The 19,226-nt window shown below is 68.7% G+C and carries 18 protein-coding genes, 1 pseudogene and 1 riboswitch; of the genes and pseudogenes, 10 read left to right on the top strand and 9 right to left on the bottom strand.

The genetic code is table 11. The annotated features are described in order from the left end of the window. The first annotated feature begins 198 nt into the window (after positions 1-198). Positions 199-900, top strand: a complete 702-nt coding sequence (locus G9373_RS10875) for a YciI family protein (protein WP_054248290.1) — start codon at positions 199-201, stop codon at positions 898-900. After that, a complete protein-coding gene (locus G9373_RS10870) occupies positions 900-2,135 on the top strand; it encodes a sigma-70 family RNA polymerase sigma factor (protein WP_054248291.1) in 1,236 nt (411 codons plus the stop codon). The genes G9373_RS10875 and G9373_RS10870 overlap by 1 nt, the downstream gene beginning before the upstream one ends. Here the strand turns inward: G9373_RS10870 and G9373_RS10865 are convergent. The 3 genes from G9373_RS10865 to G9373_RS10855 are packed head-to-tail and all read right to left on the bottom strand — an operon-like array spanning position 2,132 to position 4,754. Beyond that, positions 2,132-3,157, bottom strand: coding sequence for an agmatine deiminase family protein (locus G9373_RS10865; protein ID WP_054248292.1), 1,026 nt, complete (start codon positions 3,155-3,157; stop codon positions 2,132-2,134). The two genes, G9373_RS10870 and G9373_RS10865, sit on opposite strands and share 4 nt — an antisense overlap. Continuing rightward, the gene (locus tag G9373_RS10860) at positions 3,154-4,152 is read right to left on the bottom strand and encodes a nitrilase-related carbon-nitrogen hydrolase (RefSeq protein WP_133985985.1); all 999 of its coding nucleotides are present in this window, start codon (positions 4,150-4,152) and stop codon (positions 3,154-3,156) included. The genes G9373_RS10865 and G9373_RS10860 overlap by 4 nt, the downstream gene beginning before the upstream one ends. 2 nt (positions 4,153-4,154) lie before the next feature. Continuing rightward, positions 4,155-4,754 carry a TetR/AcrR family transcriptional regulator gene (locus G9373_RS10855; RefSeq protein ID WP_167115119.1) on the bottom strand — a complete coding sequence of 200 codons (600 nt, stop codon included), beginning with the start codon at positions 4,752-4,754 and terminating at the stop codon, positions 4,155-4,157. An 18-nt stretch (positions 4,755-4,772) separates the two neighbouring features. Here G9373_RS10855 and G9373_RS10850 point away from each other — a divergent pair. From G9373_RS10850 to G9373_RS10840, 3 genes and pseudogenes are all read left to right on the top strand, one after another. Then, positions 4,773-5,597, top strand: a pseudogene (locus tag G9373_RS10850) (mammalian cell entry protein); the annotation flags it as partial. A gap of 80 nt (positions 5,598-5,677) precedes the next feature. Continuing rightward, positions 5,678-5,792: riboswitch (SAM riboswitch) on the top strand. Positions 5,793-5,843: 51 nt separating this feature from the next. Continuing rightward, a complete protein-coding gene (locus G9373_RS10845; protein WP_043792216.1) occupies positions 5,844-7,139 on the top strand; it encodes an aminotransferase class V-fold PLP-dependent enzyme in 1,296 nt (431 codons plus the stop codon). Positions 7,140-7,285: 146 nt separating this feature from the next. Further along, complete coding sequence (locus G9373_RS10840) at positions 7,286-7,912, top strand: hypothetical protein (protein ID WP_065488905.1); 627 nt, start codon at positions 7,286-7,288, stop codon at positions 7,910-7,912. A gap of 5 nt (positions 7,913-7,917) precedes the next feature. On the opposite strand, the gene G9373_RS10835 is transcribed toward G9373_RS10840, so the two are convergent. From G9373_RS10835 to G9373_RS10825, 3 genes are all read right to left on the bottom strand, one after another. Then, positions 7,918-8,427, bottom strand: coding sequence for a flavin reductase family protein (locus G9373_RS10835; RefSeq protein WP_337460066.1), 510 nt, complete (start codon positions 8,425-8,427; stop codon positions 7,918-7,920). 164 nt (positions 8,428-8,591) lie between these two features. Next, on the bottom strand, positions 8,592-9,065 hold the full coding sequence (locus G9373_RS10830) for a YbaK/EbsC family protein (protein ID WP_005570973.1): 474 nt from the start codon (positions 9,063-9,065) through the stop codon (positions 8,592-8,594). A gap of 34 nt (positions 9,066-9,099) precedes the next feature. Beyond that, positions 9,100-10,191, bottom strand: coding sequence for a hypothetical protein (locus G9373_RS10825; protein ID WP_054248643.1), 1,092 nt, complete (start codon positions 10,189-10,191; stop codon positions 9,100-9,102). Positions 10,192-10,315: 124 nt separating this feature from the next. Here G9373_RS10825 and G9373_RS10820 point away from each other — a divergent pair, with 124 nt between their 5' ends. Then, positions 10,316-10,894, top strand: coding sequence for a TetR/AcrR family transcriptional regulator (locus G9373_RS10820; RefSeq protein ID WP_005570975.1), 579 nt, complete (start codon positions 10,316-10,318; stop codon positions 10,892-10,894). Between the two features lie 2 nt (positions 10,895-10,896). Here G9373_RS10820 and G9373_RS10815 read toward each other — a convergent pair whose 3' ends face one another. Next, positions 10,897-11,964, bottom strand: a complete 1,068-nt coding sequence (locus G9373_RS10815) for an alpha/beta fold hydrolase (protein WP_005570976.1) — start codon at positions 11,962-11,964, stop codon at positions 10,897-10,899. A gap of 75 nt (positions 11,965-12,039) precedes the next feature. Further along, entirely contained in the window at positions 12,040-13,359 is a 1,320-nt protein-coding gene (locus G9373_RS10810; protein WP_167115099.1) for a monooxygenase, read from the bottom strand. A gap of 82 nt (positions 13,360-13,441) precedes the next feature. Here G9373_RS10810 and G9373_RS10805 point away from each other — a divergent pair, with 82 nt between their 5' ends. Continuing rightward, positions 13,442-14,272, top strand: a complete 831-nt coding sequence (locus G9373_RS10805; RefSeq protein ID WP_005262125.1) for a crotonase/enoyl-CoA hydratase family protein — start codon at positions 13,442-13,444, stop codon at positions 14,270-14,272. Between the two features lie 72 nt (positions 14,273-14,344). Continuing rightward, a complete protein-coding gene (locus G9373_RS10800) occupies positions 14,345-16,042 on the top strand; it encodes an MDR family MFS transporter (protein WP_167115096.1) in 1,698 nt (565 codons plus the stop codon). 114 nt (positions 16,043-16,156) lie between these two features. On the opposite strand, the gene G9373_RS10795 is transcribed toward G9373_RS10800, so the two are convergent. Continuing rightward, positions 16,157-16,648, bottom strand: coding sequence for an inorganic diphosphatase (locus tag G9373_RS10795; protein ID WP_005244982.1), 492 nt, complete (start codon positions 16,646-16,648; stop codon positions 16,157-16,159). Positions 16,649-16,779: 131 nt separating this feature from the next. On the opposite strand from G9373_RS10795, the gene dacB reads away from it, so the two are divergent. Both dacB and G9373_RS10785 read left to right on the top strand, forming a co-directional pair. Continuing rightward, complete coding sequence (dacB, locus tag G9373_RS10790) at positions 16,780-18,165, top strand: D-alanyl-D-alanine carboxypeptidase/D-alanyl-D-alanine-endopeptidase (RefSeq protein WP_120659838.1); 1,386 nt, start codon at positions 16,780-16,782, stop codon at positions 18,163-18,165. Continuing rightward, positions 18,165-19,211, top strand: coding sequence for a zinc-dependent metalloprotease (locus tag G9373_RS10785; protein ID WP_005560664.1), 1,047 nt, complete (start codon positions 18,165-18,167; stop codon positions 19,209-19,211). The genes dacB and G9373_RS10785 overlap by 1 nt, the downstream gene beginning before the upstream one ends. Positions 19,212-19,226: the final 15 nt, after the last annotated feature.

Raw genomic sequence — 19,226 nt, 5'->3', positions numbered from 1 at the left:
GGTGGTGATGCGTACGGCTCGTTATCTCACGATCAAGTGGCCAGATGGTGAACAGTTGGTGGTTCGTAGGGCTTCGTCGTCCATTCTTCACCCGCAGTTGCCGGTTCTCTCGCCGCACGTGTCGAAGTTCGTCCCTCTTCTTCGTCGTCTGGTCAGAAGGAGCACCCGAGTTCCTTCTTTTCGAGGAAGGATCACCTCATGTACTACCTGGCATTGCTGGCGGACGAGAAGAACGCCACCGAATGGGCACCGGATAGTCCGGAGTTCGCGGTGGCCGTTGCGCGCCACCAGGCGTTCACGGAGAGAGCGGGCTCCGCGATCGTCGGAGGTGGTGCCCTGTATCCGAGCGCGGAGGCGGCCACCATCCGGAACGAGGGCGGCCGTGCGCTGATCACGGACGGTCCGTTCGCGGAGACCGCGGAGGTGATCGGTGGTTTCTACGTCCTCGAGGGGCCGGACCTGGACGAGGTGCTGAATCTGGCGCGGCACATCCCCGAGGCGATCATCGAGTTGTGGCCGATGTTCGAGTGGATGCCCGTGACCGATCAGACAGGCTGCTGGATGGCGCTGCTCCGCGAACCGGTGGCGGCGGCGGTGGCGCCGGGCACACCCCAGTGGGACGAGGGAATGGCCGAGCACGAGAAGTTCGGTCGGCTCGCCGGGTCCGCGGTGCGTGGCGGCGGGGCCCTCTATCCGCCGGACTCCGCGACGACGATCCGCGTTCGGGACGGGGAACTTCTTCTCACCGACGGCCCCTTCGCCGAGACAGCCGAGGTCGCGAACGGCCTGTACGTGCTCGCAGCCGACGACCGGGAGAGTGCGATCGCGTTGTCGGCGAAGATTCCGGTGACGCCGAAGGGCTGCATCGAACTCCGGCAGATCGTCGACTACGCCGAGTAATGGACGGCGACACGCTGAGCCGCGTCTTCCGGGAGGAGTCCGGTCGGGCGCTGGCCACCGTGGCACGGATGGTCGGCGACCTGTCCCTCGCCGAAGACGCGGTGCAGGAGGCGTTCGCCGAGGCGATCCGCAGCTGGCCGGAGGCGGGCCTGCCGAAGAACCCTGGAGCCTGGATCACGACCGTCGCCCGCAACCGGGCACTGGACCGGTTGCGCCGGGAGTCGTTGCGCGGCGACAAGGAGCACGATGCGGCGCGGCTCGTTCCCCCTCCGGACGAGGAAGAGGTGTGGCCGGTGCGTGACGATCAGTTGCGGCTCATGTTCACGTGCTGCCATCCCGCGCTGTCCCCGGAGTCGCAGGTCGCGTTGACTCTCCGCCTGGTGGCCGGGTTGAGGCCCGCGGAGATCGCCCGGTTGTTCCTCGCCCCGGAACCGACCGTGTCCCAACGGCTCAGCCGTGCGAAGTCGAAGATCCGGACGGCCGGTATCCCGTTCCGGGTCCCGCCCGACCATCTGCTGCCCGAGCGCACCCCGCAGGTGCTCGCCTGCATTTATCTGGTGTTCACCGAGGGCTATTCGGCGACGTCCGGCGACACCGCGATCCGGGACGAACTCTGCGAGGAGGCGCTGCGGCTCGGCCGGTTGCTGTGCGAGCTGATGCCGGACGAGGGTGAGGCGTGGGCGCTGATGGCGCTCATGCTGTTTCACGACAGCAGGCGCGCTCAGCGAACGGACGTCGTGGGTGATCTCGTCCCCCTCGAGGAGCAGGACCGTCGGCGCTGGGACCGGGCGAAGATCGAGGAAGGTGTCGTGTGCCTGCGGGCCGCACGGCGCAGGGGAGGGGGTCCGTACGGCGCGCAGGCCACGATCGCGGCCGCCCACGCGACGGCGCCGAACTGGGCGGCCACCGATTGGAACGCCGTCGTCGCGGGATACGACGAACTCGGCACGTACGGTGACTCGCCCACCGTTCGTCTCAATCGTGCTGTCGCAGTGAGCTTCCGCGACGGCCCCGACGCCGGCCTAGCAGAGTTGGACGCGCTCGCCGGGGAGCCGAGGCTGGCGCGGACGCACACCGTGCACGCGACCCGCGCCGACCTGCTGCGCCGAGCGGGCAGGCCCGCGGAGGCGAATGCGGAGTACCGCGCCGCGATCGGCCTGGCGGCGAACGAACCGACCCGGCGATTCCTGGCGAGGCGGCTCGCGGAAGTGGACCGCGAGAACAGTGCCCGCTAGATCCGCCCGCGAGGCTGGTGCTGGGTGATGCAGTGGATGCCGCCGCCCCGCGCGAAGATCTGCCGGGCATCGACCGTGACGACGCGGCGACCGGGGTAGACGCTCGACAGGATGTCGCGGGCGAGGGCATCGTGAGGGTCGTCGAAGCCACACGCGATGACGCCGCCGTTGACGACGAGATGATTGATGTAGCTGTAGTCGACCCAGCCCTCCTCGTCACGCAGGACCGTCGGGGCCGGTACCTCGACGATCCGCCACGGCGCACCGGAACGGTCACGGCTGTCGGACAGAACTTTCAGGATCTCGGCGGACACCTCGTGGTCGGGGTGGGATCGGTCGCGCTGGGAGTGCACGAGGGCCACCCCGGGTGCGGGCAGCGCCGCGACGATGTCGACGTGCCCCTTGGTGCCGAACTTCTCGGAATCTCGCGTGAGGCCGCGGGGGAGCCAGACGACGTGTTCGGCGCCGATCGTGCGCGCGAGTTCCGCCTCGACTCCCGCCGCGTCCAGGCCGGGGTTGCGCAGCGGGTCCAGTTGCACGGTCTCGGTGACGAGCACGGTTCCGCGACCGTCGACCTGGATCCCGCCGCCCTCGTTGACCATCGACGACGGGACCGGCTGCGCACCGGACCACCGGGTGACGGCCGCGCCGATCGACCGGTCGCGATCCCAGGTCGCCCACCCCTGTTGTCCCCAGCCGTTGAACGTCCAGTCGACGGCACCGAGGCGGTCGTCCTCGTCGAGGACGAACGTGGGTCCGATGTCGCGCATCCAGGCGTCGTCGAGGGGAGCCTCGACCACGTCCACGTCCGAGGACAGGTATTGCCGGGCGACGTTCCGATCCGCCGGATCGACGACCATGGTGACCGGTTCGAATTCGGCGATCGTGTGGGCGACTGCCGTCCACGCGGTTCGCGCCTCGTGCGCGTCGTCCGCGGTCGCGGTCATCGAGGCCCCGAGGGGCGGGAACGCCATCCACACCCGTTCCTGCGGTTCGGTCTCGCTCGGCATCCGCCAGGTCATGACCGGGTCTCCGAGGCCGATACCGTCGTCGGAAGTCCGTAGGGGTGCTCGTGGTCCACGGGATCCGTCAGCCGGGTGTAGGTGTCCGGCCTGCGGGTGGTCAGGAACGGGAAGAGATCGAGCCAGTCCTTCCGCTGATCGAGGTCGAGATCGGCCACCAGGACCGCCTCCTCGTCGCGGGGAGCCGACACGAGCACGCGGCCGTACGGGTCGGAGATGAACGAGGAACCGTAGAAGTCGATGCCGCCCTCGTTGCCGCAGCGGTTCGGGACCACCATGAATGTGCCATTGGTGATGCCGTTTCCGACGATCACGTGCTGCCAGATCGGCTGGGTGTCGAAGGACGGGGCGCTCGGCTCCGACCCGATCGCCGTGGGGTAGACGAGGATCTCGGCGCCGCCGAGCGAATACATCCGCGCGACTTCGGGGAACCACTCGTCCCAGCACGTCGGCAAACCGAGTGCGGCACCGCCCAGTTCGGCCGAGCGGTAGACGGGGTAGGCGTCGTCGGCGGGACCGCCGCGAAAGTAGGTGTCCTCGTAGTAGCCGGCGCTGACGGGGATGTGGAGCTTGCGGGTGCGGGAGAGCAATTCGCCGGACGGGGCGACGAGGATGGCGGTGTTGAAACCGAGACCGTCCGGGCCGTCGGCTCGTTCGTAGAGGGAAGCGTGGACGCAGACGCCGTGCCGGGCAGCGGCGGCGGCCGCGAAACTGTACGTGGGTCCGGTCGTGAGGTCCTCGGCGTCGCGGCCGGGGGCCCCGGTCGCGCGGGTGTCGGCGGGGTACTTCGACAACGTGAGTTCCGGCAGGAACACCACCTCGGCGCCGAGTGCGGCGGCCTCACCGATCGCGTCGGTCAATTCGGTGCGCAGTGCGTCCGCATCGGGACGCCAGCGGTGCTGCACCAGCCCGACCCGCAGCGGCGTGCGGGCGGATTCGGTGAAGCGCGCCGGTGAGGACGGTGCGGGCAGTGCGGTGATCGTGCGAATGGTCATCGTTATTCCTTCGGTCTGGATGTGACGGGAGTGTCGGGAGTGCGGGGGGTGGGCTCGGACATCACGACGTCGATCGCGCCGAGCAGATGGGAGCGGGCGTCCTCGGTGGAGATCTCCTTGCAGAGCCACCGCCCGGACAGGCCCTCGACAAGGGCGGTCATCGTGACCGAGGTGGCCTGGGGGTCGAGCGAGCGGGAGATCTCGCCCGTGACCTGCGCCTGCGTGATCGCGTCGGCGATCTCCGACACCCACGCCGCGGTGGTCCGTGCGAGCGGCTCCCGCAGCGCCTCCTCGTACACGGCGGAGGCGCGTAACTCGTTCCAGGCCAACGAGTTCTCCACGACCTCGGGACGGTCCTGGATCTCGCCGAGGAGGGAGCGGGTGAGCCGGTCGCGAGCGGAGTCGCCGGATCCCTCACCCTCGCTGCGGTAGGCGCGGGCACGGTCGTTGATGTGGTTCAGGGCGGCCTCGAGGAGGCCGATGCGATCCTTGAAGTGGTAGTACAGCAGTCCCGGCGACACGCCCGCGACCTCCGCGACATCGTTGACGCGAAGCCCGCGGATACCTCGTTGGGCAATGGCCGTGGCGCTGGCCTTCAGAATCGCATCGCGTCGCTCGCTCCGTACCTGACGGACGGATCCCGTATCGCCGCCGCCGACACGTCGACGCCGGTTCCCGTCGAAGAATTGCTCGGGGCGGCGTTCGACGGCAAGGGTGAAGACCTTCAGTCGCTCGCGGATTCGTTGTCCGGGCTGTCGGCGTCGGGCGCCGAATCGCTCGATCGGACAGTGGCTTTGGTGCGCGACGGCCGCACCGTCTTGGGAACGCAGTCCGAACAGTCGTCGGCGATCAAGGATTTCAGCGCCGACCTGGACTCGCTCGCGGATCGGCTGCGCAGCAGCGACCCGGACGTCCGGCGGCTGATCGACAACGGAAATCCGGCGAGCGATCGACTAGGGCAACTCGTCTCGGAGGCCGGGCCGGGTGCCACGACGAACCTCGCCAACCTGTCCGCCACGGCGAAGGCGATCTCGGTGCAGGCCACCGCCCTGCAGACGCTGTTCGTGTATTTGCCCGGCGTGGCGGCCGCGTCTTCGACCATTGCGCCCGACGACGGAACCGTTCACCTGGGCCTGGTGGCAGAGACCAACAATCCGCCGTCGTGCACCGTCGGCTACGAGGGTACCCAGGCGATCCTCCAGGAGATGAAGCGGAACGACCCGAACTTCGACGACACGCAGCAGGACTTCCCGCAGAACACCGCCGCATCCTGCGAAGCTCCGCAGGGCAGTCTCACCGGTGTCCGGAGCGCGAACCGGATCGTGTTCGGAGACCCCGCCACCGTGCAGCCGTGGGACTCCACCCCCAAGAAGGATCCGAACAAGTTGGACCTCAACCCGATTGCCAATCAGCTCGCCCCGCTCCTCGGGGTGACCCCCAACTGACGCGAGTTCTCACCCCGGATCCCGGACGCTCCCGGATTTCGGGTTGACAACTGCGCGTCGATCCTGCAATCTTCGAAACAGGTCACGAGTACCAGCGTCAAGCCCCGGCTTGCTGGTCGGCAACCCTCCACCGCGGCGGGGTGCTCCGGGTGACGACCAGGCTGAGGTCCATACCGGACCCGGCAAGCGCGGACTCCGAGAGGGCACCGACCCTGCGACGAGTCCCTGACTACGAGGGATGTCGTGATGACTGCTGTATTGACCGCTGACGTGTGTGTTGCCCCCCTGGCCCAGGTTTCGGGCTCCGACCTGCGGGTTCCGCTCGTTCAAGGTGGCGACTGCGCGTACGTCAACTTCGACTACGCCGCCAGTGCGCCGGCGTTGGCGCAGGTGACCGATCGAATCGGGGCGCTGCTTCCGACGTACTCCAGCGTGCATCGCGGCGCCGGCTACGCGTCGCGGGTGTCGACCGAGTGCTACGAGAAGGCCCGCGACTCGGTGGCCCGGTTCGTCGGAGCGGGCGAGGACCAGGTGGTGGTCTTCACCCGGAACACGACCGACTCGCTGAATCTGCTCGCCGGCTGCGTCCCCGGCAGCACCGTGGTCCTCGACATCGAGCACCACGCGAACCTGCTGCCGTGGAAGAACTCTCGCGTCGTTCAGGCGGCGGACACGCTGGACGAGACCGTCCGCCTGCTCGTCGCCGAACTGTGCTCCAAGCCCACCGCCCTGCTCGCGGTGACGGGAGCGTCCAACGTGACGGGCGAGGTGCTGCCGATCGCAGCCCTCGCCGAGGTGGCGCATCGTTGCGGCGCACGGATTCTCGTCGACGCCGCTCAGCTCGCGCCGCACCGCCGCATCGACGTCGAGGAGTGGGGCGTCGACTACCTCGCCTTCTCCGGGCACAAGCTGTATGCACCCTTCGGCGCCGGCGTGCTGGTCGGCCGCCGGGACTGGCTCGACGCCGCCGAGCCCTACCTCGCAGGCGGCGGCGCGGTCCGGAACGTGACCGTCGAATCCACCCAGTGGGCGCCCGCCCCTGCCCGGCACGAGGCGGGAACCCCCAACGTGCTCGGCGCGGCGGCGCTCGCCGCCGCGTGCGATGCGCTGTCCGAGCTGGACTTCGGCACGGTGGCCGAACACGAGGCGGCGCTCACCCGCCGCCTCCTCGACGGCCTCGGCTCCGTCGACGGCCTGGAGTTCCTGCGGCTGTGGTCGGACGCCCCCGACACCGTGGGGATCGTGACGTTCACGATCGACGGGTTCGAACCCGGAGAGATCGCCGCCTACCTCTCCGCCGAACACGGAATCGGAGTTCGCGACGGGCGGTTCTGCGCCCATCCGCTGCTGGGACGCCTCGGCCGGCCCGACGGCGCCGTGCGAGTGAGTGTGGGTCTCGGAAGCTGCTCCGGGGACGTGGATCGGCTGGTCGACGCGGTGCGCACGCTGGTGGCGGGGCGCAGGAGCTGGACCTACGCCAAGGAGAGCGGCCAGTGGAATCCGGTGCCGGAGACGCGTTTTTCGCGAGACGCGCTAGTATGACCACATGGCATCGCAGGCTGGGAGCACAATGATTGCTCACTGGTGCCGTCGGCATGTCGATCTGTGCCGAACCGCCTCGGGTATGTGTTCGAGCTGACCGTTCTTCCAGCTCCGTTTCATTCACACGTCATTCCCGAGGAACCCCTATGTCTCGAGACAATGCCTTCGTATCCCGTCCCCTTCGCGTCGCCGTCGAACTGACCGGCTCCGGCCATCACCCGGCGGCCGAGGGTGCCCCGGGCACGCGGCCGATCAACGGCGCGGACTACTGGGTGGACCTGACCGCCGACTCGACGGATCAGCTCGACCTCACGTCGTTCCCGCCGAACGTCGTCCGGATCCGGGCGTCCGATCTGCGTGAGGCGCAGCAGGAACGCGCGCGGATCCGCGCCGAACTCGTCGCCGACGGTCGCGACCCCGACAGCGTCACCGTCCTGGTGGACCTCGAGGTCCTCATCGCCGGAGAGGCCCGCGCCGCGCGCAAGGAGCTGGCCCTCCTCGACAGCGCACTGGATGCACCGCGTGCTCCGGTGTCGTTGCAGTACATCGGAACTCCGGTCGGCCTCGCCGGGCTCATCGCCGACATCCAGGCGGCCGGCGTCGCCGACGGTGTGACCGTGCTGCCGCTGTCGCTGCCCAGGGTTCTGGAGCAGCTCGTCGACGGCACCCTCCCGTGGCTGGAGGAGCGAGGTCTCGTCACCGCCGCCGCCGCCGTCGACGAAGCACTGCGTCGTTTCGACCTCCCCCTCCGCGAGCGGGTACTGGCATCCTGACCAGATCAGTTGCCGTTGTTCGCTGAACCGAGCGGAGTGGGCCGGTAGTACCGGCCCTCGTGGTACAGCAGGGGAGCCGAGGCGGAATCGTCGTCTGCCTCGGCATGGACGCGGGTGACGAGGCCGATGACGAGCGTGTGATCGCCGACGGGAATCAGCTGGTCCACGATGACCCGCAACCAGCTGGGAGTTCCGTGGAGGACCGGTTCGCCGGTGTCGAGTCGCGCCCAGAGCGACTCGTCGGCGAACCGCTGGTCGGCGCTTCGGGAGAAGCGCTGAGCCAGGTGCTGCTGGTGTTCCCCGAGCAGGTGGATCACCAGCGAATCCGCGGAATGAAGTGCATCGATGCTGGAGGAGGTGTTCGCGATGTTGAACGACACCAACGGCGGGTCCAGTGAGACCGAGGAGAACGAGGACGCCGTGAAGCCGACCGGGCCGGACCCCGAATCGAGGGTCACGATGGTGACGCCCGCCGGGTGTCGACGCAGTGCTGCGCGGTAATCCTCGGCGCAGATTCCGGGGGCGAGTCGATGGTCGCGGGGGAGGTCCGAACCATCGACGGTTTCGGCGTTCTCGGCTCTGTCGGACAAATCATTCTCCGGGTCGGCCCGTGCGGGCACTGTGTCATTCTCGTTCACGAGATCTGACGTCAACTATAGGGGCGTGAACAGCCTGGGATTCAGTCGACGTCGATCGCCAGACCCGCGGTGATCCGCACCAACTCCGAGAACGACGTGCGGAAGACCGTGTCCGGGTGCCCGGCGGCCGCCCACAGTTCCGCGTACTCCGACAGGGCGTTGTCGACGTACGTCGGAAGGTTCGTGGGATGTCCGAGCGGCGCGATACCCCCGATCGGCTGGCCGGTGGCGATCCGAACCATGTCGAGGGGCGCCCGGGTCAGATTTCCCTGCAGTCGTTTGCCCGTGTTCGTCAGATCCACCTCGTGTGCCCCCGACACGAGGAGCAGGATCGGGTCGTCGTCCAGGAGGAACACCAGCGACTTGGTGATGGCCCCGATATCGACCCCCAGAGACTCCGCCGCCTCGGCCGCGGAGTGGGTGGAGTCGGGCTGGGTCACGATCACCCCATGGTGCCCTCGCGCGATCAGAGTCTCGGCGACATGCGCGGCGTGGGGGTGCAGGGGCGTCGGCATGAACCAAGAGTAGGTCCATTCCCCCGGTACGACATCAAGAAGCGTCGTCCGACACGACATCGGAACGGGGCGTAGTCGATTCCGGCTTCCGGAGGCGCCGGGCGGTGAACCCGAACAGCAGTCCGAGCCCGACCGCCGAGTAGAGCGCGAGGGCGAGCGCGGGCTGTCCCAGCCCCACGTCGTCGAAGTACACGATGCTGCGAATTCCCTCGGTGCCGGCGCCCGGGGTGATCCAGCGTCCGATGGCCGCGTAGAAGGCGGGGATGACGTTCGAACCGAACGCCCCGCCGGCGCTGGGATTGCCCAGAATGACGAAGACGGCGATCGCGAGGGGGACGGCGAGGATGCCGACCGAGGCGCGCAACCCCAGCGTGAACACGGCGGTGCCGAAGACGACGCCTGTTCCGAGTAGCCACAGCGGGAACCAGTGTCCTGCGAACGTGCCGAGCACGTGAGTGGTGATCAGGGCGCCGAGGGCGCCGGACAGCACGGCGTACCCGAACAGGACAGCCGTGTGAGCGGACGCCTGACGCAGGGTTCGCGGGGCGCCGATGAACAGGCCGATCGCCGCCGCGAGCAGGTAGCCGCCGACCACCCAGCCGACCGCCAGATAGAAGCCGGAGAGTCCGCGGTTGTCGTGCACGCCGACCGGAATTTCGTCGCGGAGCGTGAACTGGCGACCCTGACTGTTCTCCACCTGGGTGAAGACCGATTCGAGCGCGCTGGAGATGGAGCTGCCGCCTGCGCTCGCGGTGATCAGGGTGTCGGGGCCGACGGGATTCATGACGAACGCGCCCTGGATCTCGCGGTCGTGGAGGAGCCGCCGGGCTTCCGCGGTGTCCGAGACGACACGGGCGCGCAGCGGCCTGCCGTCGATCGCGTCGAGCCGGTCGGCGACCTGCTCGTCCGTGCCTGCGGGCAGTCCCTCCGCTGCGACGACACCGATCTCGATGTCGCGGGGCGTGGGCTGATGGAACGCGGCCACGTAGCTGAGGATGAAGCCGAGTTGGAGGAGCAGAACGCCGAAGACCAGCGCGACCATCACCTTGGGCGCGCCGTACTTCGACACCGGACTGTCGTGGTGCACGGGAGCCGGGGTGGGGGATTCGCTGTCGGTCATGGTCATCGGACGTCCTCGATCCTTGTCAATACCGTGGGTATTGAATACCCTAGGTATCGTGACTGAAGATCGTCAACGGGACAGTCGTCACACCGAATGGGCGCCCACGACGCGTCCCGGTCGTGATGTCGTGCGTCAGCGCCTCCTCGACGCGGCGGCGGAGGAATTCGCGGAACGGGGCTTCAGCGCGGCCCGGCTCGCCGAGGTGGCCCGCCGGGCGGGGTTCACCAAGGGGGCGGTCTATTCGAACTTCGAGTCGAAGCAGGACCTGTTCGCCGAACTCTTCGCGGCGCGCTCACTCGAACTGGCGGGACGGGTCCTCGCCGAGATCGCCGGCATGAACCCCTCGGACGCCGCGGGCAAAGGGGGCGAGGCCGTCGCGTCGTGGATGGTGCGCGAACCGGGCTGGTCACTGCTGGTGCTCGAATTCGGTGTGCTCGCCGCACGCGACCCGCAGATCGCCCAGGCCTACCTGCGGGAGCGGCGGCAATTGCGGGGAAGGCTCGTCGAATTGATCGGCGAGCGCGCGCGGGAGTGGGGGGTCGACGACACGTTCGACGTCCGCACCACGGCCATCTCGCTGATGGCCCTCATCTCCGGCCTCGTGCTCGAACACTCCGTCGACCCCGAGGAAGTGGATCAGTCGACGATGGGCGCCGCGGTCACCGCGCTGTTCGCGGGCGCCGTCGCCAGGGCCGGACTGACCTGATCTCAGGCGGTCTGCGCGACGACCCCGTCGAGGAAGCCGTCGATGTGGGCCCACGTGGAGTCCTTGGCCTTCGGGCCCGCGACGAGCCCGAGGTGGCTGCCCGGCGCGGACTCGAACCGCACCGACGGAGAACCGGTGAGCACGTCCGTCGCCGCCCGGACCGAAGGGATCGGCGCGATGACGTCCTCGGTGCCACCGATCGCGAGAACCGGCACCGCGAGATCGGCCAGCGCGATCGCGCCGTTCCGGGTCTGGAAACTCCCCGCGGCGAGCGCGTTCCCGAGGATCAGCTCGGTGCAGACCTGGCGGAAGAACCGCGCGGGATAACCCGGCATGTCGGCCATGAACCGGTCGATGGACTCCATGCGTGCCAGGGTCTCGGTGTCGTGCAGGTTCCTGGCGATGAACCACGGCTTGGTGAGCTCGCGCTGAAGTGCCGTGAAACGGTAGCTCGCCTGGACCAGCGGCGCGGGCAGTCCGCCCATCGCCCGCGTCGCGGTGGTGAGGGGGCGGTCGCCGGTGAACCGGCCGACCATCCGCAGCGGCGCGATCATGGTCACCGACTCGTAGTCGATCGGCGTGCCGATCGCCGTCACCGAACCGATCGGCAGATAGTTCCGGCCCGCGGCCGTGAGCAGCGACATCGTTCCCCCGAGGCTCCAGCCGATCAGGTCGACGGGTGCACCGTCGTGGAGTCGGGACACGCGGTCGACCGCCGCCGGGATGAAGTCGTCGATCCAGTCCTCGAACCCCAGGCCGCGGTCGGAGTAACCCATCGTGCCGTAGTCGACGAGATACGCCGCCTTGCCCGAACCGACGAGGTGCGCGGCCAGGCTCTGGCCCGGCCGGAGGTCGAAGCAGTGTGCGGGCGCCGCGAGCGGGGGCACGAGGAGAACGGGTCGGCCGCCGTCGGTCTCGGTGCTGTCGAACCGGTACAGGTCCTGATGGGGCGCCTCGTGGATGCGCGTCGACGGGGTTCGCTGGACCGGTGCGATTCCGCCGCCGAAGGACAGTCGCCAGGCGTTGCGGGTCAGCGTGTTCAGCGTCGGGTTCCAGGCGATGTCGAGCACGGATTTCCTCTCGTGGCGGCGCAGATCCTCCAGGTATCTGTGACGTCAACATACAGGTAATCTCGCGGTCGTCCGTCAGCGGGACGCAAGCAGAACCCGCAACACCGTCGCCGGCCGGAGCAGCGTCCCCGGACGGTCGAGAAGATGCGTCACCCGGAGGAACGCGGACCCCACGGCCGGGTCGACGGACGCCGCCCGATCGAGCCGGGACGTGTACGCATTGACCAACCGCACCCGCGCCGACCGCCGACCGGGCACGGCCGGGATCCGGAGGTCGTTGTCGACGGTGAGCGTCCACGCGGCATCGATACACCGGTTCGCCCCGCGGAGGAACCGGTGAGCGAGATGCGCGCGCCCCGACCGCAGGCAGTCCCGCAGGATCGTCGCCTCCACCGCGGCGACGCTCATGCCCTGGCCGTAGATCGGGTTGAACGAGCAGATGGCGTCCGCGAACGGCAGATAATTCGACGGCAGATCGTCCGCGGAATAGTGCCGCCGGACGGTCGTCGGGATCCGGTAACGCACCCCGTCGTCCACCGGCTCGGCCGTGCGCAGTGCCTCGTACATGTCCGGGGCGGGGAACGACTTCACGAAGTCGAGGAAGCCGTCCGGATCCAGCGGCGGCACATCGTCCCCGTACCCGCCGAGAGTGACGATCCAGGTGCCGTTCTCCTGCACGCCCATGAATCCGCTGCGCGGACTGGACGGTCCCGGCGCCATCCCGATGCCGGAATCCCCGTCCAGATGCGGCGGGTCGAGCCGGAAGTGCCTCGTCGCGTAGCTGACGTCCACGGCCAGCTGCGACTCGGCCGGCGGCGCGAAACCCAGCTCGCCGAGCCGGGCGACAGTCTGCGAACTGCGGCCGGACGAGTCCACGACGAGATCGGTCCCGACGACCTCCGGTGGGACGCCGCCGCGGTGCTGCACGGTCACGCCGGTCACCCGCCCGCCGTCGACGGTGAGACCCGTGACGTCGGAACGGTCCAGTATTCGCACATTCGGCAGCGCCTCGACCCGCCTGCGCATCTGCCACTCGACGAGCGTTCTGCTCGCGAGAATGCCGGGGACCCCACTGATCTCGCGGGCCATCCGGTGTCCGTCGACGATCCACCGGATGTCGCCCAGCGCGTCGCCCGCGGTGGCGCCGAGGGCCAGGAGCTCGGACGCGAACCCCGGGAGGAGGTCCTCCATCGCGGCCTGCCCGCCGGCGAGAAGGGCGTGCACGTGCCGGGCCTGCGGCACGCACCTGCGCGCGGTCGCCGTGTCGGGCAGGATGTCGCGGTCGAGGACGACGACGCTCCGGAACGTTCCGGCGAGAGCCGCCGCGGCAAGCAGTCCCCCCATTCCGGCGCCGACGACTACGGCGTCGCCGGCCGGGATCGTCCGGTGCGTCATGGCGGCCGTCCGTTCACAAGACGGTGCAGAGACCTCCAGGGTATTTCGCGTGACGTCGAAGAGCGGTGGTTACTCTTGAGTAATGACCGAACAGAAGACCTGGAATGCGTTCACCGTCGAGCGCAAGGATCACGTCGCGCAGGTGACGCTCATCGGACCCGGAAAGGGCAACGCGATGGGCCCGGATTTCTGGAGCGAGCTCCCCGAGATCTTCGGTGAACTCGACACCGATCCGGACGTGCGGGCCGTGGTGATCGCCGGCTCCGGCAAGAACTTCTCCTTCGGTCTCGACCTGCCCGCCATGAGCGGCAGCTTCGGTTCCGTCCTCGCCGACAAGGCGCAGGCCGGCCCGCGTACCGCGTTCCACGACATGATCAAGCGGATGCAGTCCGGCATCAACGCGGTCGCCGACTGCCGCAAACCGGTGGTCGCGGCCATCCAGGGCTGGTGCATCGGCGGTGGCGTCGACCTGATCTCCGCGTGCGACATCCGGTACGCCAGCACCGACGCGAAGTTCAGCATCCGTGAGGTCAAGGTCGCGATCGTCGCCGACATGGGCAGCTTCGCCAGACTGCCCGCCATCATCGGCGACGGTCATCTGCGGGAACTCGCGCTCACCGGCAAGGACATCGACTCCGGGCGCGCCGAGAAGATCGGTCTCGTCAATGGCGTCTTCGCGGACGCCGACGCCGTCCTCGTCGCCGCGCACGACACCGCGGCCGAGATCGCGGCGAACCCGCCGCTCGTCGTCCATGGCATCAAGGACGTCCTCGACCACTCCCGCGCGGCCGCCGTCGACGACAGCCTGCGCTACGTCGCCGCATGGAACGCCGCGTTCCTGCCGTCGCAGGACCTGACCGAGGCGATCACTGCCGTCTTCGAGAAGCGCGCCCCTGAATTCACGGGCGAATAGCCGGTCGCAGAGCCTTATCCGCAGGTAAAGCTCAGTCCATCAGTTGCCCGAAACCTCGCTGCGCTCGCATACTTGCCGACTACAAGTAAACGACAGCGCAGCGAGGAAACAGTGTCGAATTCGGTCGAAACGCCGGTGGCTTATACCCACCGGCAGATCCTGGCTGTACTCAGCGGGTTGATGCTCGGCATGTTCCTCGCCGCGCTCGACCAGACGATCGTGGCGACGGCGATCCGCACCATCGCCGACGACCTCGACGGATACTCGCTGCAGGCGTGGGCAACCACCGCATACCTCGTCACCGCCACCCTGGCGACGCCGCTCTACGGCAAACTGTCCGACATCTACGGCCGCAAGCCGTTCTTCATGTTCGCGATCACGGTGTTCGTGATCGGCTCGGTCCTGTGCACGTTCTCGACGTCGATGTACATGCTCGCGGCCTTCCGTGCGGTCCAGGGACTCGGCGCCGGCGGTCTGTTCTCGTTGGCGCTCACCATCATCGGCGACATCGTCTCCCCGCGTGAACGGGCCAAGTACCAGGGCTACTTCCTGGCCGTGTTCGGCACGTCCAGCGTCCTCGGGCCGGTCCTCGGCGGAGTGTTCGCCGGACAGGACGAGCTCCTCGGAATCGACGGCTGGCGTTGGGTTTTCCTCGTCAACGTGCCGGTGGGACTCGTCGCGCTCACGGTCGTGTCCCGGGTGCTGCACCTGCCGCGACGACCGAGCGGAAGCCGGCGGATCGACTGGTGGGGTGCGATCGCCCTCGCGGTCGGCGTGGTGCCGTTGCTCGTCGTCGCCGAACAGGGGCACAGCTGGGGATGGGGAAGTTCGAAGTCGTTGGCGTGTTACGTGATCGGCGTCATCGGCGTGCTCGCCTTCGTGGCGGTGGAACTGGCGATGAAGGATGACGCACTCATCCCGATGCGCTTCTTCCGCAACAGCACCTTCGCGCTCGGCGTCGTGATCAGCCTCGTCGTGGGCGCCGTCATGTTCGGCGGCATCACCCTGCTACCCCAGTACCTGCAGGTGGTGAAGGGCTCGAGCCCCACCCTCGCCGGGTTCCAGATCCTGCCGATGGTCCTCGGACTCATGGCCGGCTCGGTGGTCAGCGGTCAGATGATCTCGCGGACCGGACGGTACCGGTACTTCCCGATCCTGGGCACCGCCCTGATCGCGGTCGGCGCGTTCCTGCTGCACACGCTGGCCGCCGACACCCCGATGCCCGTCGTCATGGTGTTCATGCTGATCCTCGGACTCGGTCTCGGAAACCTGATGCAGCCCCTCACCCTCGCCATTCAGAACGCGCTGCCCCCACAGGACATGGGGGTGTCGACCGGAGCGGCCACGTTCTTCCGGCAGATCGGCGGCACCGCCGGCGTCGCGATCTTCCTGTCGATCCTCTTCTCCCGCCTCACCCCGGCCATCGGCGAGCGGGTGACGGCCGCCGCAGGCACATCCGACTTCCGTCGAGCCGTCGTGGCGGCCGCCCAGAGCAACGACCCCGCGGAGGCCGCCATGGGCCAGGGAATGCTCACCCCCGACCACGCCGGCGTCAGCGGAGTCCTCACGGACAGTTCGGTGATCGGGAAACTCGACGACGTGCTGGCCCTGCCCTTCCGGGAAGGATTCGCGGACGCCATCGGATCCGTCTTCCTCAGCGTGTCGATGCTCGCCGTCGTCGCCTTCGTCCTCACCGTGCTGTGGAAGGAAGTACCGCTCCGCAGCGAGTCCGGACTCCAGGCCGCAGCGCGGGGAGAAACGGAGGAGTGAGAGACGACAACGGCGCCCACCCCCGCGGGGGATGGACGCCGCTACCGTGAACGTCGAGAGGTTCAGTGCCAGACGATTCGCCGCCGGCTCAGTGCCAGACGATTCGCCGCCGGCTCAGTGCCCGCCGTTGTCCTTCAGACGCTTGAGCGAAGCCTCGACCTCGGCCTTCGCCTCGGCGAGCCCGACCCAGTCGGCTGCCTCGACGTGCTTGCCCGGCTCGAGGTCCTTGTAGTGGACGAAGAAGTGCTTGATGGCGTCCAGCTCGAACTGCGGGACGTCGCCGATGTCCTGGATGTGGTCCCACCGCGGGTCGCCGGCCGGCACACACAGCACCTTGTCGTCGCCGCCGGCCTCGTCGACCATCTTGAACATGCCGACGGGACGTGCCTCGACGATGACGCCGGGAAACACGGACTCGGGGAGCAGGACCAGCGCGTCCAGCGGATCGCCGTCCTCGCCGAGGGTGTTCTCGATGAAGCCGTAGTCGGCCGGGTAGCCGAACGCGGTGTAGAGGTAGCGGTCCAGCTTCACGCGACCGGTCACGTGGTCGACCTCGTACTTGTTTCGCTGACCCTTGGGGATCTCGATGGTGACGTCGAACTCCACGCCGATTCCTCGCTGTCGTGTCGATGATGATTCGGGGAGAGGATATCGGGTCGAGGATAAGGTTGGTTGTCTGACCACCCACGAATCACAGTGAAGACGGAGGCGCGTTGCCGGGCCAGGGAAAGAAGAAGATGGGCTCGTTGGCGGGACGCCACCGTCGGAACATGCGAATTCTGTTCGCGTCGGTCGTCGTCGTGGTGCTCGCGATGGCGGCTGTTCTGGTGGTCGCGGTGACCGCGCACAACGCGTCGGCGGGCCGCGGTGAACTGACGATCGCGCCCGAACCGGCACCGATCACGGCGGCCCCGCAGGTCACGCCGGTGCCGGACGACGCGCCGATGCCGACGGCGCAGGGGATCGCCGCCGCGGTCGGTCCGGCCGCCGCGAACCCCGACCTCGGCAAGTTCAGCGGAACGGTCGCCGACGCGGTCACCGGTCAGGTCCTGTGGAGCGTCAACCCGCAGACCCCGATGACCCCGGCGTCGACCACCAAGGTCCTCACCGCGGGATCCGCGCTGCTGGCGCTGCCGTCCGACCGTCGGGTGACGACGAAGGTGGTGCAGGGCGCGACTCCCGGCGAGATCGTCCTCGTCGCCGGTGGTGATCCCACTCTCACCGCGAAGCCGGTCGGGGAGAACGGCTACTACCCGGGTGCGGCGCACATCTCGCAACTGGTCGATCAGGTCCGGAACGCGGGCATCCAGGTGACGAGCATCGTGGTCGACACCAGCATCTACTCGGGCGACACCATGGCGCAGGGATGGTTCCCGACGGACGTCGGCGCCGGATTCATCACCCCCACCGAACCGATCATGATCGACGGCGGACGGGCCGACCCGCTCGTGGACGAGTCGCCGCGCAGTTCGACACCCGCGCTCGACGCCGGACGGACGCTCGCCGGTGCGCTCGGCGTCGCCCCGTCGGCGGTCACGTCGGGGGTCGCGGCGCCCGGTGCGGCTACCGTGGCGAGTGTGCAGTCCGCGCCGCTGCGCGACCGGTTGCGGCAGATGATGGAACACTCGGACAATGTGCTTGCCGAAGCGATCGGGCGGGAGGTTGCCATGAATGCCGGTGCGGAAGCATCGTTCAAGGGCGCCGTCGCGACCATCGGCCAGACGCTGACCGCGGCCGGATTCGATCTGTCGGGATTCACCCTGCACGACGCGAGCGGGTTGTCCGTCGACGACCGCATCGCGCCGCACACACTCGACCAGGTCCTCACGGCGGCCGCGGGCGACGGCAATCCCGCCCTGCGGCCGATGCTCGACTACCTGCCGGTGGCCGGCGCCACGGGCAGCCTGTCCGACCGCTACGCGTCGGGGAACCGCACGGGCGCCGGGTGGGTGCGGGCGAAGACCGGCACCCTGTCCACGGCCAGCGCGCTCGCCGGCTACGTGGTGGACCAGAACGGGCGGGTGCTCACGTTCGCGCTGATGTCCAACGACCGCCCGCCGGAGGTCAGCCGTCCCGCACTCGACGCACTTGCCGCTGCGCTCCGCACGTGCGGGTGCCAGTGATGGCCGCCGAAGGAAACGCCTTCAGTGGTGCCGTCGACTGGAAGCTCGCAGCCAGGACGGGGGTGAAGCTCGCGCGCAGCGGACCGGTGACGTCGCGGTACACGGCCGAAACCGTGGTCGCGGAACTGGCCGACGCGTCGATGCGCGCGGAACTGCCCGTCCGGGAAGTCACCGGCCTCGCCGACGGACTTCCGGTGCCGACCGCCCAGATCCTCGACCGGGCCGGGTGGATCCACGCCGCCGCGCATTCGATGTCGCAACTCACGGGCGGCGACGCCGCTCCCGGCATGCTGCTCGGCAAGCCGGCGGGCCTTCAGGCCGGGGCGATGCTCGCGTACCTGTCTTCGGCGATCCTCGGCCAGTACGACCCGTTCACCGGCGACAACGGAACCCTGCTGCTGGTGGCGCCCAACGTGGTGTCCGTCGAGCGCACGTTGCGGGTGCGGCCCAGCGACTTCCGGCTCTGGGTGTGCCTCCACGAGGTGACGCACCGGGTGCAGTTCTCGTCGTCACCGTGGCTCACCGGCTACATGCAGGAGTCGGTGGAGACCCTCGGATCCGCCGAGGACGAGTCCGTCACCGACATGGTCGGCCGGTTGTCCTCCGCGCTGCGCGACCGCGGGCGCCCAGAGCCGGACGAGTCGGGCGCACCGGGCGGCATCGTCGGACTGCTGCGCGCCACCCAGGCGGAGCCGCAACGCGAGGCACTCGACCGTCTGCTGGTGCTCGGCACCCTCCTCGAGGGACATGCGGACCACGTGATGGACGCCGTCGGACCCGCGGTCGTGCCGTCGGTGGCCGCCATCCGGGCCGCGTTCGATCAGCGGCGCCGCCGCAAGAGCAACCCGGTGCAGCGTCTCATCCGGGCGCTGCTCGGGATGGACGCCAAGATGGCGCAATACGTGCGCGGCAAGGCGTTCGTCGACGCCGTCGTGGACAAGGTCGGGATGGACCGGTTCAACGTCGTGTGGACCGGCCCCGACACGTTGCCCCGGCTCGCGGAGATCGACGCGCCGGACGCCTGGGTGTCCCGGGTACTGGGCTGATTCGAGAAGGGCTGA

This window comes from Rhodococcus sp. A14, from assembly GCF_011603105.1.
Classification (GTDB): Bacteria; Actinomycetota; Actinomycetes; order Mycobacteriales; family Mycobacteriaceae; genus Rhodococcus_F; species Rhodococcus_F opacus.
The sequence above is the reverse complement of the archived record's forward strand: the minus strand, read 5'-3'. Positions and strand labels throughout refer to the sequence as shown.